The 25639-nt window shown below is 61.9% G+C and carries 28 protein-coding genes and 1 pseudogene; 13 read left to right on the top strand and 16 right to left on the bottom strand.

Annotation, left to right across the window (positions count from 1 at the left end):
- The first annotated feature begins 44 nt into the window (after positions 1–44).
- Both ATY78_RS26495 and ATY78_RS26485 read left to right on the top strand, forming a co-directional pair.
- A complete protein-coding gene (locus tag ATY78_RS26495) occupies positions 45–386 on the top strand; it encodes a hypothetical protein (RefSeq protein ID WP_088685358.1) in 342 nt (113 codons plus the stop codon).
- Positions 387–755: 369 nt separating this feature from the next.
- Positions 756–1259, top strand: a complete 504-nt coding sequence (locus tag ATY78_RS26485) for a GNAT family N-acetyltransferase (RefSeq protein ID WP_088685259.1) — start codon at positions 756–758, stop codon at positions 1257–1259.
- A 133-nt stretch (positions 1260–1392) separates the two neighbouring features.
- Here ATY78_RS26485 and dapB read toward each other — a convergent pair whose 3' ends face one another.
- The 4 genes from dapB to ATY78_RS26465 form a co-directional block, all read right to left on the bottom strand.
- Positions 1393–2172 carry a 4-hydroxy-tetrahydrodipicolinate reductase gene (dapB, locus tag ATY78_RS26480; protein WP_088685258.1) on the bottom strand — a complete coding sequence of 260 codons (780 nt, stop codon included), beginning with the start codon at positions 2170–2172 and terminating at the stop codon, positions 1393–1395.
- 106 nt (positions 2173–2278) lie between these two features.
- Entirely contained in the window at positions 2279–2641 is a 363-nt protein-coding gene (locus ATY78_RS26475; protein WP_245313634.1) for a hypothetical protein, read from the bottom strand.
- An 8-nt stretch (positions 2642–2649) separates the two neighbouring features.
- Positions 2650–2865, bottom strand: a complete 216-nt coding sequence (locus tag ATY78_RS26470) for a hypothetical protein (RefSeq protein WP_088685257.1) — start codon at positions 2863–2865, stop codon at positions 2650–2652.
- Between the two features lie 130 nt (positions 2866–2995).
- Positions 2996–3349: a metalloregulator ArsR/SmtB family transcription factor gene (locus tag ATY78_RS26465; RefSeq protein ID WP_088685256.1), complete on the bottom strand. Its 354-nt coding sequence runs from the start codon at positions 3347–3349 to the stop codon at positions 2996–2998.
- 160 nt (positions 3350–3509) lie between these two features.
- On the opposite strand from ATY78_RS26465, the gene ATY78_RS26460 reads away from it, so the two are divergent.
- The 8 genes from ATY78_RS26460 (at position 3510) to ATY78_RS26425 (ending at position 10967) form a co-directional block, all read left to right on the top strand.
- The gene (locus ATY78_RS26460; RefSeq protein WP_088685356.1) at positions 3510–4448 is read left to right on the top strand and encodes an acyl-CoA desaturase; all 939 of its coding nucleotides are present in this window, start codon (positions 3510–3512) and stop codon (positions 4446–4448) included.
- A 229-nt stretch (positions 4449–4677) separates the two neighbouring features.
- Positions 4678–5685 carry a carbon-nitrogen hydrolase family protein gene (locus ATY78_RS26455; RefSeq protein WP_088685255.1) on the top strand — a complete coding sequence of 336 codons (1008 nt, stop codon included), beginning with the start codon at positions 4678–4680 and terminating at the stop codon, positions 5683–5685.
- Between the two features lie 278 nt (positions 5686–5963).
- Positions 5964–7112, top strand: a complete 1149-nt coding sequence (locus tag ATY78_RS26450; protein ID WP_088685254.1) for an alpha-hydroxy acid oxidase — start codon at positions 5964–5966, stop codon at positions 7110–7112.
- 501 nt (positions 7113–7613) lie between these two features.
- Positions 7614–8273, top strand: a complete 660-nt coding sequence (locus ATY78_RS26445; protein WP_088685253.1) for a glutathione S-transferase family protein — start codon at positions 7614–7616, stop codon at positions 8271–8273.
- Positions 8274–8324: 51 nt separating this feature from the next.
- Positions 8325–8939, top strand: coding sequence for a demethoxyubiquinone hydroxylase family protein (locus ATY78_RS26440; RefSeq protein ID WP_088685252.1), 615 nt, complete (start codon positions 8325–8327; stop codon positions 8937–8939).
- A 325-nt stretch (positions 8940–9264) separates the two neighbouring features.
- Positions 9265–9915 carry a glutathione S-transferase family protein gene (locus tag ATY78_RS26435; protein ID WP_088685251.1) on the top strand — a complete coding sequence of 217 codons (651 nt, stop codon included), beginning with the start codon at positions 9265–9267 and terminating at the stop codon, positions 9913–9915.
- A 114-nt stretch (positions 9916–10029) separates the two neighbouring features.
- Entirely contained in the window at positions 10030–10545 is a 516-nt protein-coding gene (locus tag ATY78_RS26430; RefSeq protein WP_141105681.1) for a DUF805 domain-containing protein, read from the top strand.
- A 92-nt stretch (positions 10546–10637) separates the two neighbouring features.
- Positions 10638–10967, top strand: a complete 330-nt coding sequence (locus tag ATY78_RS26425; protein WP_088685249.1) for a hypothetical protein — start codon at positions 10638–10640, stop codon at positions 10965–10967.
- Between the two features lie 614 nt (positions 10968–11581).
- Here ATY78_RS26425 and ATY78_RS26415 read toward each other — a convergent pair.
- The 10 genes from ATY78_RS26415 to ATY78_RS26370 all read right to left on the bottom strand — a co-directional run bounded on the left by ATY78_RS26415 (position 11582) and on the right by ATY78_RS26370 (position 21311).
- On the bottom strand, positions 11582–12385 hold the full coding sequence (locus ATY78_RS26415) for an ABC-2 family transporter protein (protein ID WP_088685247.1): 804 nt from the start codon (positions 12383–12385) through the stop codon (positions 11582–11584).
- Positions 12386–12388: 3 nt separating this feature from the next.
- A complete protein-coding gene (locus ATY78_RS26410; protein WP_088685246.1) occupies positions 12389–13189 on the bottom strand; it encodes an ABC-2 family transporter protein in 801 nt (266 codons plus the stop codon).
- 43 nt (positions 13190–13232) lie between these two features.
- Positions 13233–14234 carry an ATP-binding cassette domain-containing protein gene (locus tag ATY78_RS26405; protein ID WP_088685245.1) on the bottom strand — a complete coding sequence of 334 codons (1002 nt, stop codon included), beginning with the start codon at positions 14232–14234 and terminating at the stop codon, positions 13233–13235.
- Between the two features lie 127 nt (positions 14235–14361).
- On the bottom strand, positions 14362–15126 hold the full coding sequence (locus ATY78_RS26400; protein ID WP_088685244.1) for an alpha/beta fold hydrolase: 765 nt from the start codon (positions 15124–15126) through the stop codon (positions 14362–14364).
- 46 nt (positions 15127–15172) lie between these two features.
- The gene (locus tag ATY78_RS26395) at positions 15173–15793 is read right to left on the bottom strand and encodes a dienelactone hydrolase family protein (RefSeq protein WP_280950462.1); all 621 of its coding nucleotides are present in this window, start codon (positions 15791–15793) and stop codon (positions 15173–15175) included.
- 94 nt (positions 15794–15887) lie between these two features.
- On the bottom strand, positions 15888–16166 hold the full coding sequence (locus tag ATY78_RS26390) for a hypothetical protein (protein ID WP_190237531.1): 279 nt from the start codon (positions 16164–16166) through the stop codon (positions 15888–15890).
- Between the two features lie 37 nt (positions 16167–16203).
- Positions 16204–16716, bottom strand: coding sequence for an AAA family ATPase (locus ATY78_RS26385; protein WP_245313633.1), 513 nt, complete (start codon positions 16714–16716; stop codon positions 16204–16206).
- A 427-nt stretch (positions 16717–17143) separates the two neighbouring features.
- Complete coding sequence (locus ATY78_RS26380; protein ID WP_088685242.1) at positions 17144–18934, bottom strand: ABC transporter ATP-binding protein; 1791 nt, start codon at positions 18932–18934, stop codon at positions 17144–17146.
- 495 nt (positions 18935–19429) lie between these two features.
- Positions 19430–19933, bottom strand: coding sequence for a hypothetical protein (locus ATY78_RS26375; RefSeq protein ID WP_088685241.1), 504 nt, complete (start codon positions 19931–19933; stop codon positions 19430–19432).
- Positions 19920–21311, bottom strand: a complete 1392-nt coding sequence (locus ATY78_RS26370; RefSeq protein ID WP_088685240.1) for an HD domain-containing protein — start codon at positions 21309–21311, stop codon at positions 19920–19922. The genes ATY78_RS26375 and ATY78_RS26370 overlap by 14 nt, the downstream gene beginning before the upstream one ends.
- Positions 21312–21806: 495 nt before the next feature.
- Here ATY78_RS26370 and ATY78_RS26365 point away from each other — a divergent pair, with 495 nt between their 5' ends.
- Positions 21807–22487: a redoxin domain-containing protein gene (locus ATY78_RS26365; RefSeq protein ID WP_088685239.1), complete on the top strand. Its 681-nt coding sequence runs from the start codon at positions 21807–21809 to the stop codon at positions 22485–22487.
- 142 nt (positions 22488–22629) lie between these two features.
- On the top strand, positions 22630–23601 hold the full coding sequence (locus ATY78_RS26360; RefSeq protein WP_088685238.1) for a DMT family transporter: 972 nt from the start codon (positions 22630–22632) through the stop codon (positions 23599–23601).
- Positions 23602–23664: 63 nt separating this feature from the next.
- Here ATY78_RS26360 and ATY78_RS26355 read toward each other — a convergent pair whose 3' ends face one another.
- Both ATY78_RS26355 and ATY78_RS26350 read right to left on the bottom strand, forming a co-directional pair.
- A complete protein-coding gene (locus ATY78_RS26355) occupies positions 23665–23973 on the bottom strand; it encodes a DUF982 domain-containing protein (protein WP_088685237.1) in 309 nt (102 codons plus the stop codon).
- Positions 23974–24129: 156 nt separating this feature from the next.
- On the bottom strand, positions 24130–25062 hold the full coding sequence (locus tag ATY78_RS26350; protein WP_190237530.1) for a hypothetical protein: 933 nt from the start codon (positions 25060–25062) through the stop codon (positions 24130–24132).
- A gap of 145 nt (positions 25063–25207) precedes the next feature.
- On the opposite strand from ATY78_RS26350, the pseudogene ATY78_RS26345 reads away from it, so the two are divergent.
- Positions 25208–25565, top strand: a pseudogene (locus tag ATY78_RS26345) (VOC family protein).
- Positions 25566–25639 lie beyond the last annotated feature (74 nt).

The raw sequence follows: 25639 nt of genomic DNA, 5'->3' as shown, positions 1-25639 counted from the left end.
TATTGCCTTATTCTAAAGTATCCATCAATGATGGGCGAAATATCATTCGCGCTGCTGTCAAGGCCGCTCTGCCAATCGGCGAGGGATATGCACTGAAATATTTCATTCTCTACGCTCTGGTGTGCATGGTCGTCGGGATAGTTCTTCTCGTCGTCATCCGTGAGATCGCGCCGTTCAACGTGGAGAGGCCAAGCGACCAGACGGCCTTCGATCCGGCCGGGCAGCCGGATGACCTGATCGTGCGCTCGACCCGCGAACCGGCGCCGGGGGCGAGCGACCGGCAGCCAACCCAGGAACCAGCCGTCCGCACCGACCAATGGGACCTCCGCCCAACCGGCGAGCCGACCGTCCGCAAGGGCGGCCGGGTGGGAACGCCGGCGCAGTGATGGTGGATGTGGTGCTGTCCTTTGGGCACCTTTGACGAGCGCCACATCTCCTCCCTCATTCCTGTGCATGTCACAGGAATCCAGCCACGGCGCGTCTGCGCCGTGAATGACTCTTGCCGGAAACGGCAGTCTTCTGCGCCCAAAGACTTGGGCGCGCTGGATCCCTGTGACGAGCACAGGGATGAGGGAGGTTGGAGCAGCGTTTGCGCCCAGTTCTCCTGGCCTCATTGGTGCGGTATCCTCTAACCTCCCTCATGACTAGGCTCTCTTGGGTCTTGGCGCGCTCTGCCAATCGGAACCCGCCGCATCCGGGTTGCATCCACCGCAGCCGGCTGCGATGACATAGCTGCGATATCCCGGGAGGCTACGATGGATGCAGGCGGCGTGACGATCAGGCTCGTAAGGGCTGACGAAGTGGAGGCCTTCCGGCGTATCCGCCTGGAAGCGCTTCGCGCCGAGCCGGCCTCCTTTGCCAGCCGCTATGAAGACTGGGAAATCCTCTCTCTGGAGGAGTGGCGCAATCGGCTGAGCGAGCCGGTTTTCATCGCCTTCCAGGAGGGCGAGCCGGTCGGGATCATGGGCCTGTTCCGGCAGCGGGCGAGCAAGATGGCCCACCGCGCCACGATCGTCATGGTCTATGTCAGCGCCAGGCTGCGCGGAACGGGCCTTGCCGTCAGACTGCTGGAGGCGATTTCCGAACATGCGCGCGATATCGGCATCCGGCAGTTGGAGCTTTTCGTCAGTGCCGAAAACCCGGCGGCGATGCGGTTTTACCAGCGCCAGGGTTTCGCCGAGATCGGCAGGATTCCGGGCGGTGTGCTGGAGGACGGCCGGGAGATCGACGATGTGATGATGGCGCGGCGGGTGAGGTGAGGCTGTTGCGGACAGTGGGGATTGCAAGACTCCTCTGAACGGGAGGTTGCGGTCCTGCCGGCTCCGACCCTGTCGATGTCATAGCCGTGTCTGCTCAGGTTTTGATTCCGCCAAGCCCCTCAACTCATTGTTTTCATAAGGCAGCCGCCAGGCCCAAAACGTCCTGCATGTCGTATTCGCCCGGAGCGCGGCCTGTGATCCAGCGGGCGGCGGCGAGTGCGCCGCGGGCGAACATGGCGCGGTCGAGGGCGGAGTGCGAGAGGGTGATGACTTCCTCGGCGGCGGCGAAGAGTACGCTGTGTTCGCCGACGATGCCGCCGGCGCGCAGGATGGCGAAGCCGATTTCGCCGGGCGGGCGTTCGCCGGTGATGCCGTCGCGGCTCCGGCGCTCGACGGATTCGAGGCTGGTTCCACGGCCTGCGGCAGCGGCCTGCCCGAGCATCAGCGCCGTGCCGGACGGGGCGTCGATCTTCCTGTTGTGATGCGCTTCGAGGATTTCGATGTCCCAGGCGTTTGCGGGAAGGGCGCGCGCCGCCTGGGAAACCAGGCCGAGCAGCATGTTGAGGCCGATGGAGAAATTGCCGGAGCGCAGGATGGGAATGCGGCGGGCGGCGTCTTTGATCCGCTTGAGCTCATCCGGCTCGAACCCGGTCGCGCCGATCACCAGCGCCGGCCCGCCGGCCGCGGCCGAGAGCCCGGCAAGCTCGGCGGCGGCGGCGCCGGTGGTGAAATCCAGGATCACATCGGCTGCCTCGATCGCTGCCGAACGGTCGATCAGCCCTTCGCCCGTCGCGCCCGGACGCCCGATGCCGCCGATGAAGGCAAATCCCGGATCGGCCTGCAGCAGCGGCAGGATGGCGCGGCCCATGCGGCCGTTGATGCCGGCGACGGCGATTTTGACAGGGGAGGTCACGTTGTTTCCTTGCGGTGAGGAGCTTGGATCTCGCGATTAGCGCAGTTCGGGGTTGGCGCAAAGCCGGTTGCTGCCTCCGATGCACGATGCCGCATAGGAATGCGGCTCATCGAATTGTCGCGGATCTGTCTTGCTGAGTTGCCGAACCTCTCAAGCGCGGGAAAAACAGAGTGAGGGCGTAGACGAAGAGCACGATCGGCGTTTCGCCCAAGACGGGAAGCAGAAGGAGCCCATCGCCGGGACCAGGCTCTTCACCCGGCGCCATCGCCGGCAGTGCCAGAGTGGCTAGCGTGAATGCCGAGAAGAGCACCCACAGGAACGCGAATGCATGCGGCAGCCACCTCAGCCGCGTCATCCGTCGGGCAACGAAAATGGCCAGGATAGGGATCAGGATGTTCAGCGCGAGGACAAGCGGAACTGCGATGCCGACAGGCAGGATCGTCGGATAATGCGGGTCGTATTCCAGCATGCCGCCGCCTACCAATTGCCCGGATCGGCGGTGTGGTCGATGCTGGCGAATTCATCCGCCTTGTTCCGGTCGAGCTTCAACTCCGCCGTCAACTTCGCCTCGTCGATGACCGTGTAGCTGTCGGGAACCTGTCCCTTCGCAAGCTCCTGATACATGAGCAGGGCGGCCTCCTCGGCGGTGTCGGCTTCGATCTCGCGGGTGATGGATACGGTGAACTTGTGCATGGCTCCGGCTCCTCGATGATCTCTCGGCCTGCGCAGTCTGACACGAGTTTCGAGAGCAGTAAAAGCGCGCCGCCTGAGAATCTGATTCAGGCGACGGCTTCACCTCGTTGTTTTCGCGGGTTTCGCCGTTCTATTTCGCGCGGGCGCGTGCTTGGCTTTCCTTCTTGATCGGCCGGCCGATGGGGCAGACTTCCTGCACGAAGCCGTTGAGCACGTTGACGAGATTGTTTTCGATCAGGGAATAGTGGACGAACTGGCCCTGTTTCTCGCGTTTGATCAGCCCCGCGGCTTCGAGGACCGAGAGATGCTGCGAAACGGCGGGCTTCGACATGCTGAAGCGGTCGGCGATTTCGCCGGCGGTCAGGCCCGATGCCGAGAGATAGGCGAGGATCTTGCGCCGCGGCGCGCTCGATAGCGCGTGGAATACGCGCTGGGCGCCGGTAGAGCTGCCGTCCGCAGTGTCATCGAAAGCGTCGTCTTCCAAATCGGTCTCCTTGGCCTGCTGCTCGATCCATGAAGAAATTAAGCAATTAGCTTATTGCTTAATTATTCGCGCTCGTGCAAAGTAATTAGGTAATTCCTTAAATAATGAATTGACGGGCGGCATTCAAGTGAAGAATGCGCCCGATGGAAAGGAGTTTGCCGTGAGCAGCATTTCGACAGGGCGCATGATCGACGACCGCAGCGACCCGGTGGAGGGCAGGGTGGCCTGGGCGCCCGCAAAATCGGTCTGGATCACCGCCATGACACTGATCGCCATCGTCGGCGGGCCGCTGACCTTCACCTGGAGCGCCTTTGGCGTCTTCATCCTCCTGACCGCCATCACCATCTGCCTTGGTCATTCCGTCGGCATGCACCGGCTGCTGATCCACCGCTCGTTCCGCACGCCGCTCTGGATCGAGCATTTTCTCGTCTATCTCGGCACGCTGGTCGGCATGGCCGGCCCCTTCGGCATGATCTATGCGCATGACATTCGCGACTGGGCGCAGCGGCAGCGGGATTGCCATGACCTCTATGCCCATCGCCGGTCTTTCCTGGTCGATGCCTTCTGGCAGATGCATTGCGTCGTGGCGCTCACCCATCCGCCGCGTTTCGTGATCGAGGAGCGCGTGCGGCGCGACCGCTTCTATCGCTTGCTGGAGGCGACCTGGATGGGCCAGCAGCTTCCTTTGGCGCTCGCGCTTTTCATGCTCGGCGGGCTGCCGTGGCTGGTCTGGGGGATTGCGGTGCGGGTATCGGTGTCGCTGACCGGGCACTGGCTGGTCGGCCATTTCGCCCATCGCAGCGGCCATCAGGGCTGGAGCGTCGATCATGTCGCGGTGCAGGGCTACAACCTGCCGCGTTTCGGGCTCGTGACCTTCGGCGAGAGCTTCCACGGCAATCATCACGCCTTTCCGGAATCGGCCAGGCTCGGCATCGAGCCGGGGCAGATGGATCTCGGCTGGCATTTCATCCGCCTGCTGGCGAGGCTCGGCCTGGCGTCGGCGATCAAGCTGCCGCACATGATCGCGCCGAGGGAAGGGCTGCGGCGGGTTGAAACGTCTGGCGATGCTGGTGATGGTCATCCTGTCGGACAGCATTGAGCCTTGGCGCAAGGGGCCGCGGCCGGCCATACGCCGGAATTGACGAATCGGGGCGAGGGCGGCATGTTTTTGCTTGGCGTGGCCTTCCGCCGAACCTCCTTTCGATCCTCCCCGGCAGGGTCTTTCATCAGGAGGCAAAGGGACTTTCCGTCTCGGGTCGTCAACCTCAGCCCTGAGGTTTCGGGTGCGCTTGCCGGGGAATGCCGTCCGAGACTGGAAAGGCCGAGACATGACCGAAAACGGAAACCTCAAACGCCGCGTGCGCGCACGCGCCGCCAAGACGGGCGAGTCCTACACGACGGCTCTCATGCATATGCGCCGCACGTCTGCGAAAGACGAAATCCCGCAGCCCAGGCGGCTGCGCCTGGCGGTGGCGCAGACCAGGTGTTACGACGATCCGCGCGATATTGCCGGGCTCCGCGAAAGCGGGCGGGAGATGCGTGGGCTGATGCGGCAGGCGCGGGAGGCGGGTGCCCGGCTCGTGCACTTCCCTGAAGGGGCGACCTCAGCGCCGAACAAGCGCATCATGTCGGCGATCGGCCCGAGGGAGATCGGGCCGTCCGACTGGCGCCGGTTCGAATGGGACGTGCTGCGTGAGGAGCTCGATGTGACGCGCAGCCTCGCTCGTGAACTCGGATTGTGGGTCGTGTTTGGATCGGTGCACCGGCTGACCGAGCCGCACCGCCCACACAACAGCCTCTATGTCGTCTCCGATCGCGGCGCGCTGGTGACGCGCTACGACGAGCGGCTGCTCTCCAACACCAAGATCTCCTTCATGTACACGCCGGGCTCGATCCCCGTAACCTTCGAGGTCGACGGCATCCGCTTCGGCTGCTCGCTCGGCATGGAGTGCCACTATCCGGAGATCTTCGCGGAATATGAGCGGCTGGACGTCCATTGCGTGCTGTTTTCGACCACCGGCGGGTCGCCTGTCAGCGAGCCATCCTTCGCCGCCGAGGCGCAGGGGCATGCGGCGACCAACAGCTACTGGGTGAGCTTCTCGATGCTGACCTATCCCGGATCGGAAGGCCAGCCGGCCGCTTCCGGCATCGTCGCCCCCGGCGGCCGATGGGCAGCGCAATGCCTGGCGAATGGAATGCCTGCAATAGCCCTTGCCGATATCGACGACAATCCTGGCGATCTCTCCCGGCCGTGGCGGCGCAAGGCCCGGTCCGGGCTCTATGAGCCGCATCGGGTGGAGGGCGATCCGCGCAGTGATGGGCGGGATATGTTTTAGGTCGCGACGCGGCCGGCGGCTGGTGAGGCTCTCGAGCGCGAGATAGTTTCCTCTTTCCCTTACAGGACAGAGGGGGGTGCCACACGGCAGTCCATTAACCGCATTATACAGGATGAGGCGTGTTGGCGGATGCCGTCGCTGTCGATCTTCGCGCGGGTCCATCGCCCCAACTGACGATATCCCGCCCGAGAGGTCGCAAATCGTACAATGAAGCCTTGGCAATATTTGGAATCGTGCATTAGGTTGCCGCCCGAAAACAAAACGGGTCGAGCAAAGAGATGCGCCTTACAGACTGCTATAATTTCCACGATTTCCGGCGCATGGCCAAGCAGCGTCTTCCCGGGCCGATCTTCGACTATATCGATGGCGCGGCCGATGACGAGGTGACGTATCGGCGCAATACGGCGGCCTTCGAGAATTGCGATCTGGTGCCCGATGTTCTCAGAGGCGTGGCCGATGTCGACATGTCGGTGACTGTCATGGGGCAGAAGCTTGCCATGCCGGTCTATTGCTCGCCGACGGCGCTGCAGCGGCTGTTTCACCATCAGGGGGAGCGGGCGGTGGCGGCGGCTGCGGCGAAGTACGGTACGATGTTCGGCGTTTCCTCGCTCGGCACGATCAGCCTGGAAGAAGCGCGGCAGATCAGCAGCGGGCCGCAGGTCTATCAGTTCTATTTCCACAAGGACCGCGGGCTGAACCGCGAGATGATGGCGCGGGCGAAGACGGCGGGCGTGCAGGCGATGATGCTGACGGTCGACAGCATCACCGGCGGCAACCGCGAGCGCGACAAGCGCACCGGTTTTTCCATTCCCTTCAAGCTCAATCTCGCCGGCATGACGCAATTCGCGATCAAGCCCTCCTGGGCGATCGGCTGGCTGACGCATGAGCGCTTCGCCCTGCCGCAGCTCGAAAGCCACGTGAAGATGGATGGCGGCGCGCTGTCGATCAGCCGCTATTTCACCGAGATGCTCGATCCTTCCATGTCGTGGAACGACGTGGCGGACATGGTGCAGGCCTGGGGCGGGCAATTCTGCCTGAAGGGCATCATGTCGGTCGAGGACGCCAAGCGCGCGGTCGAAATCGGCTGCAGCGGCATCGTGCTTTCCAACCATGGCGGGCGCCAGCTCGACGGCTCGCGCAGCGCCTTCGACCAGCTCGCCGAGATCGTCGATGCCGTCGGCGACCGGATCGACGTGATGATGGATGGCGGCGTGCAGCGGGGAACGCATGTTCTGAAGGCGCTGTCGCTCGGCGCCAAGGCCGTCGGCCTCGGCCGCTACTACCTCTTCCCGCTCGCCGCCGCCGGCCAGCCCGGCGTCGAACGCGCGCTGGAGACGATGCGCACCGAGATCGAGCGCGGCATGAAGCTGATGGGCTGCACCTCGGTCAGCCAGCTGACGCGGCGGAATTTGCGGTTTCGGGCTTGATTTTCCCGCGGTCGGGATTGCATTAAGCCGGCGTCGACGGCGAGATTACATTTGCAAGGAGCGACGTCTGCGCGTGTCCCTTCGAGGCTCCGCCCTGCGGGCTCCGCACCTCAGGATGAGGAGGTTGGAGATTGCCGCGACTGGCGGAAGCACGGCCATGGGTGCGCACACTGGCTCCGAACTCCCTCATTCCTGTGTCCTCAGGGCTTCGCCCGAGGGATGTCACAGGAATCCAGCGCGCTCAAGTCCTTGGACGTGAGAGATTCTTTTCAAATTCGAATTAAGTCATTCACCGCGCAGACGCGCGGTGGCTGGATTCCTGTGACAGGCACAGGAATGAGGAAAGGTGGTGTCTGTCAGAAGCCTCGAAGCGGGGTGCCCTGACATTGATATCCCTCGCATCGCAATCCAGACTGCCGGCGGCGAAAAATCTGCGTGCCGGTGTCGGGAGAGGCATTCCCAGCCCGTCCTTGGGACAGACGCCACACAGGGAGATGCCGGATGGGCGAGCTTGTATTGACCACCTTCGATTGGGTTCCCGAGCCGCCACGCGGCAATGTGCGGGATCTGCGCGTGCGCTGGGCGCTTGAGGAGGCGGGGTTGCCTTATCGGGTCGCGAGCGTGCCCTTCGCCGATCGCAAGCCGGAGCATTTTGCCCACCAGCCCTTCGGCCAGGTGCCGTGGCTGACCGATGGCGATCTTTCGATTTTCGAGAGCGGGGCGATCCTCTTGCATCTCGGCGAGCGCAGCGAGAAGCTGCTGCCGGCCGAGCCGCGCGACCGGGCCGAGGCGGTGAAATGGCTGTTTGCGGCGCTGAATTCGGTCGAGGCGGTGAGCCAGCCCTGGTCGCTCTTGATCTTTACCGGCAACAGCGGCGACAGGCCGGAGTGGAAGTTTTTCGACGGCTGGCTCAAGGCCCGGCTGAAGCACATGGAGCCGGTGCTGGCAAAGCGCGAGTGGCTGGCCGGCAGCTTCTCCGTCGCCGATATTTTGATGGCCGACGTGCTGCGCGTCATCGACCGGTTCGGCGGGCTCGCCGAATATCCCGCCAGCCTCGACTACGTCACCCGCGCCACCGCCCGCCCGGCCTTCGCAAAGGCGCATGCCGACCAGCTGGCGCATTTCGCCGCGGCGGATGGAATGCGTGGGCGAGCCTCTTGACGAAGGCGGCGGCGGGCTTCCTACTGCGCCGGAGGCAATGGGGGCAGGGGCATGGTCAATCTGTCAAGCGAGCCGTCGGGAAGGCCGGAGATGAGGCCCGGTGTGCGCGACGCCGACATCACCATCCGCCGCATTCTCAAGGTCAACCATGCCGGCGAGTTCGGCGCGATCAGGATCTATGGCGCCCAGATTGCGGTCGCGCGGCGGCTGTTTCCCGACATCGTGGCCGCTCTCGAGGAGATGCGTGAGGATGAGATCGAGCATTGTCGCCTGTTTTACGAGGCGATGCCGGCGAGGCGCGCGAGACCCTGCCGCGTGATGGCGTTCTGGAGCCTCGGCGGCTATGTGCTCGGCCTGCTGACGGCGCTTTGCGGGCGCAACATGATCTGGATCTGCACCGAGGCGGTGGAGAGCACGGTGCATCGCCATCTCGAAGACCAGCTGGCTTTCCTCGAAACGCGCGATGGAGAGCTTCACGCGCTGATCGCATCGATCCAGGAAGAGGAACTGGCGCATCTCAGACAGGCGGAAGACCGCCAGAAGAGGCACGGCCTCGGCCGCGCCCTGCTGCTGCCGGTTGTCGGCGCGCTGACCGACTTGATGATCTGGCTGTCGACCTGGGGGGATTCGAGCTGGATGCGGGCCGAAATGGCGCGTGTGAGGTGATTTGTACGCCGGGGCGATGAAGGAATGCGGCTATGGTTGTGCCGTGCGGCCCCCTCATCCGCCCTACGGGCACCTTCTCCCCGCTGGGGAGAAGAGGGAATCGAGAGGTCGCGGCAACATCCCTTCTCCCCAGCGGGGGTCCGAAGGACGGGTGAGACCCGTGGCTCACCCAGGTCGGTGGCGGCAGCCGGATGAGGGGGCTGCACGGCAGAACCTTCCGTCATATCTTTGAATTCATGCTTCGAAAGCCATCCTATTCCGGCCGCGATGTCGGATCGGCGCTCGGCCGGCCGTCTTCAAGGCGGGCCAGCTATGGAGAACGACAATGACCATTACCATCACCGCCTTTGAAAAATCGCCGGATCGCGGCAGGGGGCTGGCGCGGGACATGCGCGTTCGCTGGGCGCTCGAGGAAGCGGGCGAGCCTTATGAGGTCCGCCTCGTCACGTTCAAGACGATGAGGGAGCCCGCGCATATGGCGCTTCAGCCTTTCGGGCAGATTCCGACCTATGAGGAAGGCGATCTCGCGCTGTTCGAATCCGGGGCGATCGTTCTCCATATCGCCGAGCGCCATCAGGGCCTGCTGCCTGGGGATGCCGGCGCCCGGGCGCGCGCGATCGCCTGGATGTTTGCCGCGCTCAACACGATAGAGCCGCCGATCTTCGACCGCGCGCTCGCCACGATCCTGGAGCGCGACCAGCCCTGGTATGAGCACCGCCTCAACGCCCTCGAAGCCACGATCCGCAAACGGCTGACCGACCTTTCCCGCCGCCTCGGCGATGCCGACTGGCTGGACGGCGCCTTCAGCGCCGGCGACCTGCTGATGGTGACGGTGCTGCTGCGGCTGAAGGGATCGCATCTGCTGGCGGAGTTTCCGACGCTCTCGGCCTATGTCGCCCGCGGCGAGGCGCGGCCGGCATATCAGCGCGCCTTTGCGGCCCAGCTTGCGGTTTTTACGGCGGCGTCGGGCGGGTGAGCGGAGCCTGCCTCCCGATGCATCGAATTTTATCGATCTGATTCAATGCTTTGAAGAAATTGTATGCTGTGTTGCCGCTTCAAGCAGGGGGGTGCAATGCTCGATAGTCTATTCATGTTTCGCGGGCGTTTGAGGAGGCTGCAATATCTGGCCGCATGCTTCCTCTTATCCCTCGTCGTCGGCTGCGTCATCGCGGGCAGCTTTTGGATCATGAGGCCGCCGCCGGGAAGCGGGCATGTCATGCGGGCGGGCACGACGCTTCTGATCCTGGCGATCCCGATGCTGCCTTCTTTCTGGATAGGTTTCAGCATCCAGGCGGCACGAATACGCGACATAGGCTGGGAACCACCCATCCTGATAGCGTCATCCCTCGCGATCACTGCCATTGCCTATCTTGTCCCGCTGCTGATGCCGGAAGGGGCGACGGTCGACATTATCGCGAAGGCGGCAAAGGCCGTGAACCTCGCCTATGGCCTCGCCCTGCTCTTGCTGCCGAGCAACTTTCACGTCCCTGACTCTTCCAGCTTCGATCCGCAACTGGCGCCGACGCGTCCGGAGAAGAGCGAAGCGTCTCCGGCGCAGCGCGTGGCGAGCCGCAGCGGGCCTACCTTTGGCCGCAGGGGCCTGTAGGCCTCGCATCTTCTCGATCTTTCGGTCCGGATACTATATCGTGAACTGCCGCGGCGTGCTTGTTGTCTTCGACCGCGGGACTGGAGTTCGCGATGGAAAGTGAACAGGAAAGAATACTTCGAGGCTCAAAAGAGCTGGATGAATTTATCAATCGCTACGGATTGAATCCGAAATTGCGGCAATTCTGGAAAGAGCTGCGATACACCTGGCCCGACAAAGAGAGTTCGTCTGCATCCAAGGATGGTGCGGTGGAAGATGAGCAGAAAAGAGCGCGGCGAGTCTCTGAAGAGCTGGACAAATTTATGGGGCGCAACGCACTGATTCCGCAATTGCGGCAATTCTGGAAAAATGAGCTGCGGTACACTTGGCCCAAAGGGAGCTCGTCGGCATCCAAGGATCGAGAAGACGAGCACAAAGGCTGAATGGCTTTGGCGGAAGCCGTTTTCGCCATTCCTATTTCCTCAAAACGGAACTTCTTGGCGCGCCGCTTTGGCTTGTATTCCCACGAAACAGGTTCACGCTCATGCGGGTGCCGCTATCCTGATATCGCCTGGGGGGAACGGGTCGCCGGATCGTATCGGCGAAATCGGGGGGAAGCCTGGCTTACGCAGAGGCACAATCTCAATGCCAGGCCTCCTCCGCGCCCTTTTTTCAAAGGGCAGGCCGATCTTAAATCATTCCGGGATTAGAGCTAGTTGGACCAAAGTCCCAACATGGGGTGGAGAAGCCCTGAGGGTGCAGGAATGAAGTGGAGAGGGTGTGCCGTGCAGCCCCCTCATCCGACCCTTCGGGCCACCTTCTCCCCGCTGGGGAGAAGAGACTCGGGGCATCCCCGCCACGCATTCTCCAAGGACGGCGATAGAATAAGGCGAGACGCTGCTACACGTCTCTTCTCCCCAGCGGGGAGAAGGTGCCGGCAGGCGGATGAGGGGGCTGCACGGTAGGACGTCGGCCACTTGATTTGGCAAAATGTTCCCTCGCATCGCGTGCCGCTTGCTGATGCCGATCATCGATTTGAGCAATCGGAGAAAATTCATCACCCGCCCGCACCCTGATACTTGCCGTTCGCATATCGCCAATAGGCCATGGCGAGCAGCGCCCAGAGCGGGCCGGCCGCGAGGGAGGCGGCTTCGGCCCAGGGGCCGAGGATGGGGATGGGTTTGCCGAGGAGGGCGCCGACGGGGACGGAGCTGGTGAGGGCGAGCGGCACGGCGGTGAGCAGGGTGAGCTGGATGGCGCCGGGGAAGATGTTCAGGGGATAGCGCATCAATTCCCAGAAGCCGAAGAAGATCGAGAAGAGGTGGTTGGAGCGCACCCAGATCAGCGCGGTGGCGCCGATCATGGTGATGAGGGCGGCGGTCAGCAGCGTGGCGCTCAGAAGTGCGGCGATGAAGAAGAGCGCCGAGGGCAGCGTCCAGGCGAAATCGACGGAGAGGATGGCCCAGCCCATCAGCGGCACGGCGAGGATGATGTGGCCGGCATAGCCGATGTTGAGGCCGGAAAAGATCAGGTAGACCCAGGGGCTGAAGGGCTTGACCAGCAGCGCATCGTAAGTGCCGAGGCGCACCTGCTCCTCGAGGTCGCGCAGCTGGGTGAAGCTCATCGCGGCGCCGAGCGAATAGGCGAGCAGCTGGAAGCTGTAGAGCAGAGCGAGCTCCGGCCAGCTCCAGCCGCCCAACGTATCGAAGCGCGAAAGCAGGATGCCGATGGTGGCGAAGACGCTGCCATAGGAAAGGATCTGCGCCAGACGATCGAGCCAGAAGGCGCCGCGATATTCCATCTGCGATCTTATGTACATGCGCACCAGCAGCGGAATGACGCGGATGTGGTGAAGGATCACGGCTCAGCCTCCCTGCACGGTGATGCGGGTGGAGGCGCAGCGCCAGAGCCAGAGCACGCCCGCGAGGAAGAGAGCCGCCCAGGCGAGGCCGAGGCCGAAATGGAACCAGACATCGGCGACCGAGAGCCGGCCGAGATAGACGGCGTTGGGATAATAGACCACCCAGGCGAAAGGCAGGTGGCGGGCGATCGTCGCCAAGGGCTCGGGGAAGAACCAGAAGGGCACCAGCAGGCCGGAGAACAATTGCAGTAGGGCGCCGAGGATCCAGTCCAGCGAGAAGCTCGTCATCAGCCAGAAGGCGATGAGGCCGAAGAGTGCCGACATCAGGAAGATGAGGATGAAGGAGAGCGCCCAGAAGGCTGTGAACATGGCGCCATCGAACAGGCTTGCCGGCGGCAGCATGCCGTAAAACAGCGCGGTGACGGCAATGGTCGGGATCACCTGGGTCATCAGGCGATAACCGAAGGAGCCGCTTTCATTGGCGAAGAGATAGAGCGGGTAGGAGATGGGCTTCAGCAGCCAGACCGAGATATCGCCCGATTTCAGCGAGCGGCCGATTTCGTTGATCACCCGCTCGGGCCGGGTGGCGCCCATCACCGCGCCGCCGAGCAGGGCATAGGTCACCATCTGCTGCAACGAGACGCCGTCGACCACGCTGCTGCCGATGCCGGCGAAGGCGGCAAGCCAGATGGCGACGCGGGCGAAGACCTGAACGAGTTTGCCGAAAATATTGGCCCAAACCTCGTTGCGGTAGGCGAGCTGCGCATGGAAGGCGCTGCGTGCGAAGGCGAAGTAAGCGCTCATGGTGTGGGCGCCTGAGAGCTCCGAGCGAAAGCCAGATAAGCGCTCATGACGCCTTGGCCCTCGCATTGCGGCGCTGGTAGAAGGTGCGGATGACCTCCTCTATATCGGGCTCGTGCAGCGCCACGTCCTTCAGGCCGCGATCGCCGCCGACTTCCGAGAGGATGCGCACCAGCGAGACGTCTTCGCGCTCGATCAGGTAATTCTTGCGCAGGCCCTCGTCGCTGACGAGCGAGGCGGTGTTCAAGTGCAGCGGGCCGGGGTCGCTCGCAAATTCCAGCGTCAGCCGGCGGGCCGAGCCGAGGGCGGCGCGCAGGCTGCGGAGTTCGCCGTCGAAGATCAGCCTGGCGTGATCGACCATGATGAGGCGCGGGCAGATGGTCTCGATATCCTGCAGGTCGTGCGTGGTGAGGATGATGGAGACGCCGCGCTCGCGGTTGATTTCGGCGAGGAAGCGGCGCACGGCATCCTTGGCGACGACGTCGAGGCCGATCGTCGGCTCGTCGAGGAAGAGGATCTTCGGATCGTGCAGGAGCGACATGACGATCTCGGCCCGCATGCGCTGGCCGAGGCTCAATTGCCGCACGGCGCGATCGAGGAAGGGTTTGAGATCGAGCAGCTCGCTGAAATGGCGGAGATTATCGGCATAGCGGGCGGGCGGGATATCGTAGATGCGCTGGTGCAGGGTGAAACTGTCGATCAGCGGCAGATCCCACCAGAGCTGGCTGCGCTGGCCGAAGACGACGCCGATCTCGCGGGCGTTGGCCATGCGCGAGAGATGCGGCGTGCGGCCGAGCACGGAAACCGTGCCGTCGCTCGGCACCAGAATGCCGGTCATCATCTTGATCATCGTCGATTTGCCGGCGCCGTTCGGCCCGAGATAACCGACGGCTTCGCCGGCATCGATATCGAAGCCGATGTCGGAAACGGCCACCACCTCGGTATATTCGCTCGTCACCAGCGTCTTGAAGGCGCCGAGGAGACCGGGAAACCGCTTATGCTGCCGAAAGCGCTTGCTGACGCCACGGGCCTCGATCAAAGCCGTCATATCTATTCCCCAAGGATGAAACAGCCGACTCGGCAGGGAGAACGCAGGCTAGCGAGGTGCAGGATTCGTTCAAGCTCAAGTTGAGTTATGATTGATCACATTCGCGATCGCAAAAGCGGCCATGCGCTCAGTGATAGGTTACTACCGGCCGGAAGATCCCCTCCAGGAACGGGCGGAGGACCGCCTGGGAATATTCGCGCGGGATACGGTGGCCGCATTCGAAGACGTTGAGGCTGACCGGGACTCCGGCGTCGGCGAGGGCGGCGGAGAATGTTTTTGCCTGGGCGACGGGAGCGCGGTCGTCGTGCCGTCCGTGCAGAAGCAGGGTTTCCGCCCGGATATCCTGGACATGGTGCAGGGCCGAGCGCGCCAGGAAGGCCTGCTTCGACGGGCCTGCCTCGCTTTCGATCGCTCGCCGCAGGCCTGGCGGACTGGTTCTGAATGCGGCTTCGAGATCATAGACGCCGCTCGAAAGAATGACGGCGCGGAGATCCGGAACCCGGGCGGCAACCATTGCCGAGGCGACGGCGCCTCGGCTGTTGCCGTGGAGAACGATGCGCTCGGGATCGATGGCGGGCTGTTGCTTCAGGAAGGCGAGGGCGGCGATAACAGCCTGCTGGGTGGAGGGGCCGCAGAAATCGGCAGGGCCATCCGAAGCGCCGAAGCCGGGCTGCGAGACGGCTGCCGCCGTGATGTTCAGGCGGGACGAGAAGCGAGCCAGCGCGCCATTATCGACGAACTCCTTCGCGCCGAGAAGAAGGCCGCCCTGGTTGCCGTGGACGAACAGGATCGCGCCCGCGGGCGCGGCGTCGGCGGGCGTCGCCTGAAAGAGCTCGACGGCCGCTCCATCGCCTCGATCGATCAGATGTCGCGTCACGGGGTAAGCGCTCATGCGGGGCCGCCTTTCGGGAATGGACTCAAGCCAAGGCGCGAGATGATCAGACGCGGGCCAGGAAATCCAGCACGCGGGAGGTGAGGCGTGCTGCCGCATCGGCATCGTAGGAGGGAAGCGAGCTGTCGGCGAAATAGTGCCGGTCGCCGGGGTAGAGGAAAAGCTCCGCATCCCTGACCTTCCCGACGATCTCGCGGGCGGCGTCGATATCGCCCTCTCCGACAAAGATCGGGTCGTTGTCCATGCCGTGAATCTGGACCGGGACGCCTTCCGGCCAGGGGCCGAAGGCCCATTCGCCGCTGATCGGCAGGCAGGAGTGGAAGAGCAGGGCGCCGCGGGCGCCGGGCCGTGTCTGCGCCAGCTTCTGCGCCGGCAGCACACCGAAGGAGAAACCGGCATAGACGAGCGCGGGCGGCAGATCGCCGGCGAGGCGGACGCCGCGCTCGCGCATTTCTTCGAACCCGATCTCGCCGATATAGGCGAGGCCCTCATCGATGCTCAGGAACGTGCGTCCGCCGAACAGATCAGGCGTGTGCACGATATGACCGGCGGCGCTGATCTCATCGGCGAAGGCGCGCACGCCGGGGGTTAGCCCTTGGGCATGGTGGAACAGCAGGACTTCGGCCATATGGGGAGCCTCCGTGGGGTGGTTGGGTGCGGAGCGCAGCCGGCGCGGCGCCTGCTGGTCATCGAACGCTCCAATGTGCTCGGGGATATTATCAACGTTCTGAATGCGGGCAATGACTGCAATCGCCACCCACTCAGCGTTTGGCAGACGGCACGCGCCCCTTCATCATTGCCTCATAAAGCTTGGCTTTGATCTTTTCGTAGAATTCCGGAGGGATCATGCCGTAGTCGTAGCGGTTCGGATTCGAGGGGAGCGTGCGAAGGTGAATGCCGGGCCACTCGAACCTGTTGACCTCGCTCACGCGGACCCAATTGGCGGCATCATCCAAACCAAGCTGACTGCAAAGCTCCGGTGGAACCTCAATAGACAGGTCCTCCTCGCTGAGTTCGGGGGGGGAGTGCGTGATCGACACGACGATCGTATCGATTGGCGCATCGTTGCTGTGTCCTTCATAGCTTCGATCTTCGTATGTGCTCTACATATCCGTTGATCTCGCCCCTGTTCTTGAGGATCACTTTCGAATTGGCGTGTGCATCAAACAGCTTCTTATGGCTCGAATAACAGGTCGAAGAGTTTTCGCGCTGGCGATACCCGCGCACCCACTCGATCAGTTCTTGAAGGCTTTCCTCACTGCCTGCCGCTTGAATGCCCCTGGCCGTTACATTGGCGACGCAGTCTTCCTCGGGCAAATCGATCCATATCAAGGTCGTCACCCGATGCAGAACCGCATTGGCAAGCCATCCATATACTCCCTCCATAAGCCAGCTCTCGGCCTTTCCGGCCTCCACGACTTCATTGAAAACAAGTTGATTGTCTCGCGCGACGCCGTATTGGCCGGGAACCCAGCGGACATCGTCCAAATGGATAGTAGGACGTTTCAGGATGTCAGCGATTTTGCGGGCGAGCCAGGTCTTGCCTGTCCCACCGTTGCCGAAGATTAGTATCCGCTGAAGGTGTTCCATCCGTGCCGGGTTCCTCTGAGATGACTTGAGCATGGGACAAAACACGAAATGCGTAGGGCCGCAAATGGCTTAAATCGATGGCCGAACGCCGGAGCATCAGCCCTGCCGTTTCGATTTGTCGACAACCGCCGTCACCCTTCTCTCGGCGTCATCCTCGGCCTTGTGCCGAGGATCTGCTGCCCTGTCGGCTGGTTGCAGATGCTCGGGACAAGCCCGAGCATGACGAAGGAGAGGGGACCGACTTTGTCAGTCGTGGGAAACGCCAGAGCATCACCCTGGCGTTTCGATTTGTCGACAACCGTCACCTTCTCTCGGCGTCGTCCTCGGCCTTATGCCGAGATCTGTTGCCCTATCGATCGGAAGCAGATGCTTGGGGCACAAGCCCGAGCATGACGACGGAGAAGGGGCCGTCAGTCGTCGTTTCGGCTCACGCCACCAGCCCCTTGGTCAGTTCCAGCGCCTGGCGTTCGAACAGCCGGCGATAGATGCCGTGGTTGAGGCGGATCAGCGACTGGTGGTCGCCTTCTTCGACGATCCTGCCCTTGTCGAAGACCAGCAGGCGGTCGAGCGCCCGCACCGTGGAGAGGCGGTGGGCGATGACGAGCGTGGTGCGGCCGTCCATCAGGCGTTCCATCGCCTCCTGGATCTGCACCTCGCTCTCGCTGTCGAGGCTCGAGGTCGCTTCGTCGAGGATCAGCACCGGCGCATCGGCGAGGAAGGCGCGGGCGATGGCGACGCGCTGGCGCTCGCCGCCAGAGAGCTTGACGCCGCGCTCGCCGACCATCGTCTCATAGCCCTTGGGCAGGTCCATGATGAAGCCGTGCGCATTGGCCTGTTTCGCCGCCTGTTCGATCTCGCGCCGCGAGGCGTTCGGCCTGGAATAGGCGATGTTTTCCGCCAGCGTCCGGTGAAACAGGATGGGCTCCTGCTGCACGATGGCGATCTGGCTGCGCAGGCTCGATTGCCTGACAGCTGATATATCCTGCCCGTCGATGCGGATGGCGCCCGCGTTCACGTCATAAAGGCGCTGGATGAGCTTGACGAAGGTCGTCTTCCCCGAGCCCGAATGACCGACCAGGCCGACGCGCTCGCCCGGCTTGATGGTGACCGAGAAGTCCTCGTAAAGCGGGCTCGGATGCGCGCCATACTGGAAGGTGACGCGATCGAAGACGATCTCGCCCTCGTCGATCGCAATGGGCGCGGCGTGCGGCTTGTCCTCGATGCCGAGCGGCATCTTGTCGAGCAGCACCAGCTCTTCCATGTCGTTGACGGCGCGCTGCAGGTTGCGGATGTCCTGGCCGACATTGCGCAGATACCCCTGCAGAACGAAGAACATCGCCAGCACGAAGGTGATATCGCCAGGGGTCGCCAGCCCCTGCCGCCACATGATCAGGCCCGTTCCCAGAATGCCGGCCTGCATCGTGACCATCATGAAGCCCTGGATCGTGCCGCTCAATGTGCCGCGCTTCCATGTCCGGCGCGTGCGGCTGTCCCATTTGCCGAGCACATGGCTGAGCCGCGCCTCTTCGCGTTTCTCGGCGCCGAAGGCCTTGACCACGGAATTGCAGCTGATGGCATCGGCGAGCGCGCCGCCGAGCTTGGTGTCCCAGGCATTGGCAAGTCTTGCCGCCGGCGACACGAAACCCATGGAAAGCGCCACCGTGGCGGCGATATAGACCAGCGATCCCAGGGCCACGATCAGGCCCATGACCGGCCAATAGCTGCCGAGCACGATGCTGGCGCCGACCAGCATGACGATCGACGGCAGGAGGGCGACCAGCAGCAGGTCGTTCAGCGAATCCAGCGCCCACATGCCGCGGGTGATCTTGCGCACCGTCGAGCCGGCAAAGCTGTTGGCGTGCCAGTCCGTGGAGAAGCGCTGCACCTTATGGAAGCCGTTATTGACCACATCAGCCATGGTGCGCAGCGTCAGCCGGATGATGCCGTTGAAGATGAACCAGCGCAGCGCGACGCTGGTGAAGCCGAGCACCACGACGACGACGAAGGCGCTGAGCGCGCGGTCGGGCGCATTGCCGCCGGCAATGGCATCGACGATGCGGCCGGAGAAGACCGGCACCATGACTTCGGCCAGCGTGCTTGAAATCACCAGCACGATGATGGCGCCGACCAAGGCAGGCCGGTGGCTCCAATGATGAAAAACAAAGCCGAGCACCTGGCGATAGGCATCGGCACGGAAATCGAGCTTCTTGCGCGTCATTGAATTCAGCCCGGCCCATATCGGCGCCGGTCCTCAAATAGAGAGTTGAAAGGCGCACAGCCCAGGCGGGAGACGAAGTGATCCCGTCAGATCAATCGGGCTGTGAAGAAAGAGAAAACCGCATGTCGGGCGCGCTTAAGGCGGGCCGCGAATGGAAATGACCTAGCGTCGGTTCATTCCACGGGAGGTTTCGATGATCACTGATGTCATTCAACGCCTCCCTGTTGTTCGATCTGAAGCGGTGAGCGTTTTGTAGCTGAGCATTTCGGCCTTGCCAAGCGAGAAATTACAACCTGGCGGAAAGTGATGCGGAAACGACACAATTGGGGCGTGGGGAAGGGCAGGTTGCTCACAGCGATTGCAGCGTCGGACGCGATGCGGTTTCGAGGTTTGCCGCACGTAGCAGCGTAAGGATAAGCCCCGAACGATCTGATCTTGCCGTAATTCCGCTGTTTAAGAGGCGGCCGGTATTTTTACTTTGCCGGCCGTTATTTTTCACACGATAGCAGGGAGCTTGCCGGGCACTACAGCGTAAAGTCTGCGATATAGTTCTTTCGCTTTGGAAAGACGGTCTCCATCCGCCTTCTCCGGTTTGCGCCTCGCTGTCTCAGCCCATGGATCCTTGAATTCGTCCGACAGGAAAAGTGCTGTTGCAGCAAGTTCCAGCTCTACCGAGTCCGCTTCAGCGGCCGTCTTCGCGAGTTTCAGACGCTCCGGCGGACCGTTCGGTGCCTCAGGAGCGACCAGAGAAAAATCTGAATAGAAGCCGCCCCATGAGGCCGGGCAAACTTTCTCGGAAACATTTCTCAACGCGACTGCGTCTTCGGTCGCAGTCGCGAGTTCCTCGCTGAATGGACCGTAATGCTTGTACTTAAATTGAAAACCGTCGCCGAGGTTGGCCATCTCCAGAAAAAAGGACACCTTCTGGAGCTTTGTGCGTCCAACTATACGGCCCCCAGCATCTCTAATGATACTTTCGACCTTTTCACTGTCTCGCATTGCCAATCTCCCCATCAACTATTGCGTCGACGACTTTCTGCGTTTCCATGTCACTCCGCTTGCAATAAACTCTGAACAGTTTGAACGGTTTCACAGCAGCGACAACGGCTGATCGTTGCTTCAGATCCACGAGCTTTCCGCCATTCGTATAAATGTTGATCCGATCGAGCGGCCCCTGTGTCTCCTCGACCAGTTTGTAAGGCGACCGTTGGGCCTCATCCAGGTGGATTGGCGGCACATTCGCATCCTGACTCCCTAGCCAATCAGTCAGCTTTTCCTTAATTTTTGCGCAGCATGCATCGATCTCTTCGTCGGCCTTACCTGAGTCTTCAATAGCGTGCGCGACCTTCTCTCGAATATCTACGCATTTCCCCAATTCTCTATACCTCAGCGATTGAGCGAGGCTGGCGATCGCACCATCTGCCGCTTCGCACATGAGTGGCAAAGCTCCCCACACAGAAGTGTCATCGAGACCGAGTGCGGACTCCACATCGTCAGGGTGCCTGGCAAAACGGACTATCGGATGGTTGTTTGGCAGCCCAGTTGTACTTACGCTATCATCTTGAACAAGCATGATTGTTCGGTAGAGCAGTTCGCCGAAAATCTTCTCAGCGCCACGGGTTGCCTTGTGGAAATAGACAGTCGGATAGAGTTGGAAGAGACCAAGAACATAAGCCTCCGCGCCAAAAATTGCTTTGGGACCCAGGACGAAGGTTTCGATCTCGCCAATCGAGGATTCGTCAACACCAAAGGGTACGCTGGCGATCTGCAAGTTTGCGATCAGCCACTTGAAATCGATTCCTGCGTGCTGCGTCCCTGTCATCAGACGATCGCGGCGCATATAATCGAGACGATCGGCATCGAACTGGCTCGAAACCACCGCTCTGTAGACGTTTTTCTTGCCACGACCGCGAATGATATCGGCCACGTCATTTGCGAAACCGCTTCCGAGTTCATTTAGAACCGTTGCGACTTCGCTATCGCGGATAAGGACATCGCTAACATGCTCGTGGTCGGCCATCTTCAGGCCAAGGCGCTTGCCGACGCTCTCGAAGGCATGGCTAAAGGGTCCGTGCCCGAGGTCGTGCACCAAAGCAGCAGCAAGTGCCTGTCGCATCTTAGAATCTTCTACCTTATGTACGTGCCTGCCGATGACTTCCATCAATATGCGCGCGGTGTGGAACACTCCGATACTATGGGCCAGCCGAGAGTGCGTTGCGCCTGGATAGACCAGATCGGAAAATCCAAGCTGCTTCACACGTCGAAGCCGTTGAAAAGGTTTCGTTTGGATGGCTTTCCAAAGAACCCCTTCGAACTCGTCTCGCTCGGTATCGAATTCGATGAGATCATGCAGGGGATCACGAATTCGCTGTCTCATAATTAGATTTGTTCCTACTTTGTTCTGATCTCGATTTCAAGTCAAATTCTTCCTGATTCGCTCTTAAGATGCATTTAAAGTCTGTGGTTGCGATCATTTCTCTATCAAATCGCGACTCTAATGATAGTGAAAGAACAGGCAGCTGATGCCGCGACACCTCATGTTCGTGATGCTTGGAATTCCGCTTCGGGCCAATTTCAGGCCCCGGCATACAATGGCTGCATGTCCGCTTTCATTCTGTAGAGCCCAACAGGGGGGCAGTCCGCTGTCGGCCCTAAATCGGTCGTTCCTTGATGCCCGGCCAACGTCCGCTCCTGGCGCAAACCTGACGCCGATACTCCTTGTGGACTGTTGGGCCTTCCACCTGTTGGAGAAGCAAGATGCGGGGCAGCTTTGACAGTGGGAGTGGTGAGCAGCGTGCCTAGCGGCTCCGACAAGTGGTATAGTTGAATTTCGGTCGTTTCGCCTGAGACGATGCGGGAAAGGAACTATCCCATGGGAGACCAAAAGCGCCCGCTGCAACCTGGAGAAACCGCGCCCGCCTTTACGCTCGCCGCGGCCAATTTCGACGGAATGGTGTCTTTCGCCGATTTGAGGGGGCGCCCGTTCCTGATCGGTTTCTTTCGCGGGCTGCACTGCCCGTTTTGCCGGCGTCAGGTCGAGCAGCTTTCCGGCATACAGCCCGCCCTGCGCGCTGCCGGGGTGGAGACCGTGGCCGTTATCAATACGCCGGCGGAACGCGCTCGGCTGTATTTTCGCCACCGTCCGACGCCGGTAACGCTGCTGTGCGATCCGGACTGCCTGACGCATCGGGCCTACGGCGTGCCGCATGGCGAGTTCCTGCCCGATGGGAGCCGCGAGCAGCCCGAATGGCCTTATCGCGCGACGATGGCGCAGTTCCAGGCGGCGCGCATCAACCCCACGGGTGAGTTGCCGGAACCGCTGCACCCGATGGAAGCCAACTCGGTGCTCAACGCCAAGGACGGCTTCGAACTCGATGAAGCCGATCATGCGATCTTTGCGAAACATGCTACCCAGCTCGTCGGCCACTTCCTGGTCGATGCGAACGGCACCATCGCCTGGGCACGAATTGAGGCGCTGGGCGGGCCGAACAGCCTTTGCATCTTCCCGACCGCAGCGGAGATCATCGCCGCCGCGGGCGAGCTTGGACGCTGACCGGCAGCGAGCCGCCTGCCGGTATGTCGCAAGCTGACGCCGACAGGCGAGAGCCGCGTGAAATGACGACTGCCGCATCATTGGAGGAGGGGCCCGCCGCCTCCATCTGTGCAGCGCATGGGAATTGTGGCATAACTGGGCCATGGCGATACATGTCTTGGCGGTCCATCGCGACACAGTCGGGACGGAACGGGCGGCGGGCGGTTCGCTTGCGGGCGCTTATTCCGTGGGGATTTTCTGCTGGCTGCTGTCGGCCGGCGTCTATATCGCCGCGAAATGGGTTTCTTCGGAGATGCCGCCCTGGGCGCTTTGCTTCTGGCGCGTGCTGATCGCCTGGGCGATCCTGATGCCGATCGTGTCCCGGCATTTCGGGGCGATGGCCGCGCTCGTGCGGGCGCGCGGCCTCGAGCTGCTCTTCATCGGCGGCATGGGGCTTGCGATCTGCCAGGGCCTGATTTTTGTCGGCCTCGAACATGCCGATGCCACGACCGCCGGCATCATCATCGCCCTGATCCCGATCATCACCATGATCCTTGCCCGTTTCATGCTGGCCGAGCCGATGGGACGCTGGCAGGTGATCGGATCGATCCTCGCCTTTCTCGGGATCGTCGTCATCATCGTCAAGGGCAGCCCGGCCGCGCTCCTGCGCCTCGACCTCAATCCCGGAGAGCTGTGGATCGTCGCCGGCGCGTTCTGTTTCAGCCTCTATACGGTCCTGCTCCGCCGGGCGAAATTCGATCTCAATCGCCTTGCGCTGCTGGTCCTCCTGCTCGGCCGGGCGGTGCTGACGGCGCTGCCCTTCTACCTGTTCGAGCTTGTCTCCGACGAGCGCTCGACGCTGAATGCCAGCGGCCTCATCGCGCTCGCCTATGTCGCGATCCCGGGCGGCGCGGTCATGTATTATCTCTTCAATCGCAGCATCGAGGCCTTGGGCGCGGCGCGGGCGGGCGTGCTGCTTTACATCCAGACGATCTTCATCGCCGTGCTCGCCTACCTGATCCTCGGCGAACAACTGCAACGCTATCATCTCGAAGGCGCAGCACTCATCGTCGCCGGCCTGCTTCTCATCATCCTGCTGAAACCGGCGACCGGAGCGAAGGCGACCAAAGCCTGAGGACGAGCGCAATGGCTTTCCCAGTGAGGCTTCCAACAGGTGGGCGGTCGTCCGAACCGACGATTACCGCATCATTGGGGGAGGGGCCGGCCGTTGCTCCGCCACTGCCTGCGGGACGAGCGACAGGGCAGCGATGCCAGCCTCATCGGCCGCGCGCAGAAGCGCTTCGCGGAATTGCTCCGGGGCAATCTTGCCGCTCAATGCGTCGACGCAGGCTTTCACGGCAGCGACGTATTCCTCGCCGTCATCGCAAGGCCAGTCGTTGATCAGGAGACGCGCCGCGTCGCCCAGCGTCCATACGATCTTGCGAGATCTCGGGCCGCGCAAAGCGAACCCAACCGGCGTGAATGCTGATGAGGTATTCCAACACATGTCCTCGCCCCCAAGGCACGGGTATTCTGTCCCCAAACTCAATATACGCGCGTATTTTGTAATTTGGAATTGAAATTTATCGTGAAAGCACCGCTTGGACGCGAAGCGTGGCAGGCCCGAATCCGCTGTCTCCAGAAGTAGGTATCCGTCTCCGCTCTAGAACAGGTCCGCCTCGTCCTTCCAACGAACCAGCGCAAATTGCTCGATCTCATATTCGCTGCGCAGATGATCGCCCCAGGAGAACCAACGCCCGATGGGATCTTCGCCCTCGGGGCGAAAGGTCGATGCCGCGGTGTTCTGATCGCCATCGACGCCGGCTATCAGTTCACTCAGCATTTGGTCCGATCCATCGGGAGAGAGTTTCTCTCCGCCATCGAGGAACCTAGCCGAGACTTTGTCGAGGAATGTTGCTAGGCTCATTGACCCGTCGGGCAGCGCCTCAGGCGAATGAAAGCAAAGGTCGGTCCCACTTTCAGTAAAGCTGTATCTATGCGACGCGGTAGTGACCGCAGCGTGCGGCGGCACAGAGATATGCTCAGCGAAAACCGGCATTCGGTCGAACCGAATCCGACGCCCGCCGTCCTCTAGCATCACATCCTCGATTTCCCAGGGATGGTGGCGCCAGAAGCGCCCCCACCGCGCGAGACCGGACCAATGCAAGTTGAGCCGGTATGCCGAGCGATCCAGAAACAGTGGGCAAACATAAGCCGCATCACCCAGGCCGCGATTGCGCAATCGTTCACGCAAGCGGAATAGGACATTGTGCTGAAAGTCGCGATGCGTCTCCCGCTTCTGGCGCAGCGGGAAGTAGAGGGCGCGCGGCGTCGTGATCAGCCCCGCCTTGCGGCGGTCGGTAACAATCTTCGAGGTGCTGAAATCCGGATAGGCCGTCGGCCGCTTGAACTGCATGTAGAAGGGTCGAAATCCGCGGATTCTGCCGTGGAGCCGTGCATCCGCGCCGAGCCAGCGCTCCTTGCCTCTCGAAAACGGCTCGATCGAAAAGCGATGTCGGGGAAAACTCAACAGAGTCAGGAAGGATTCCAAGGCGAAGCCGACGACATCTTCCGTATAGTTGGCGTCAATTCGCATACCTTGTCTCATAGTTTTCCCTCGCTAGGTTTCCGTCGATTGGCACACCGAAGGGTTCGATGTAAAACCTTCTCACGCGCTTGGATTGCTGCCGCGAGGCGAGATTTACGTCAAGCCGTGTCATTCTTCAAACCAGGGAGGTCTCATGCCGAAGGTAGTCGGATTGACGGTGTGTTCTTCAGGGCGGCGGACCCGCCGGCCTCGCGGGCTGGTATGAGAGACACCTTGGCATTGCCGACCTGCACAAGTCCGTATGGCGGCAGGAGGCAGGGATGACCATTTTTGGCCCTTTCTCCGAAAACACCGACTATTTCGGGCGAGCAGAACAACAGTGGATGATCAACTTCCGGGTCGATGATCTCGATGGGCTCATGGCGAACCTTGCGGCAAGCGGGATCGCGGTGGAAACACGGGCCGCGTGGAACTCCGAAGTCGGCCGCTTTGCCGGGATTCACGATCCTGAGGGCAACCCGATCGAGCTCTGGGAATCCGTGACGGTGTGAGGGCGAAGGCTCGTCAATCCATACTCTGTGAAGGGCAACTGACGGCAGGTGGCCCTAAAGATATCAAGCGCCAC

It is taken from the genome of Rhizobium sp. R635 (assembly GCF_002211285.1).
Lineage (GTDB): Bacteria > Pseudomonadota > Alphaproteobacteria > Rhizobiales > Rhizobiaceae > Rhizobium.
Note: the sequence above shows the minus strand (reverse complement) of the source record. Positions and strands in the feature narration are given on the sequence as shown.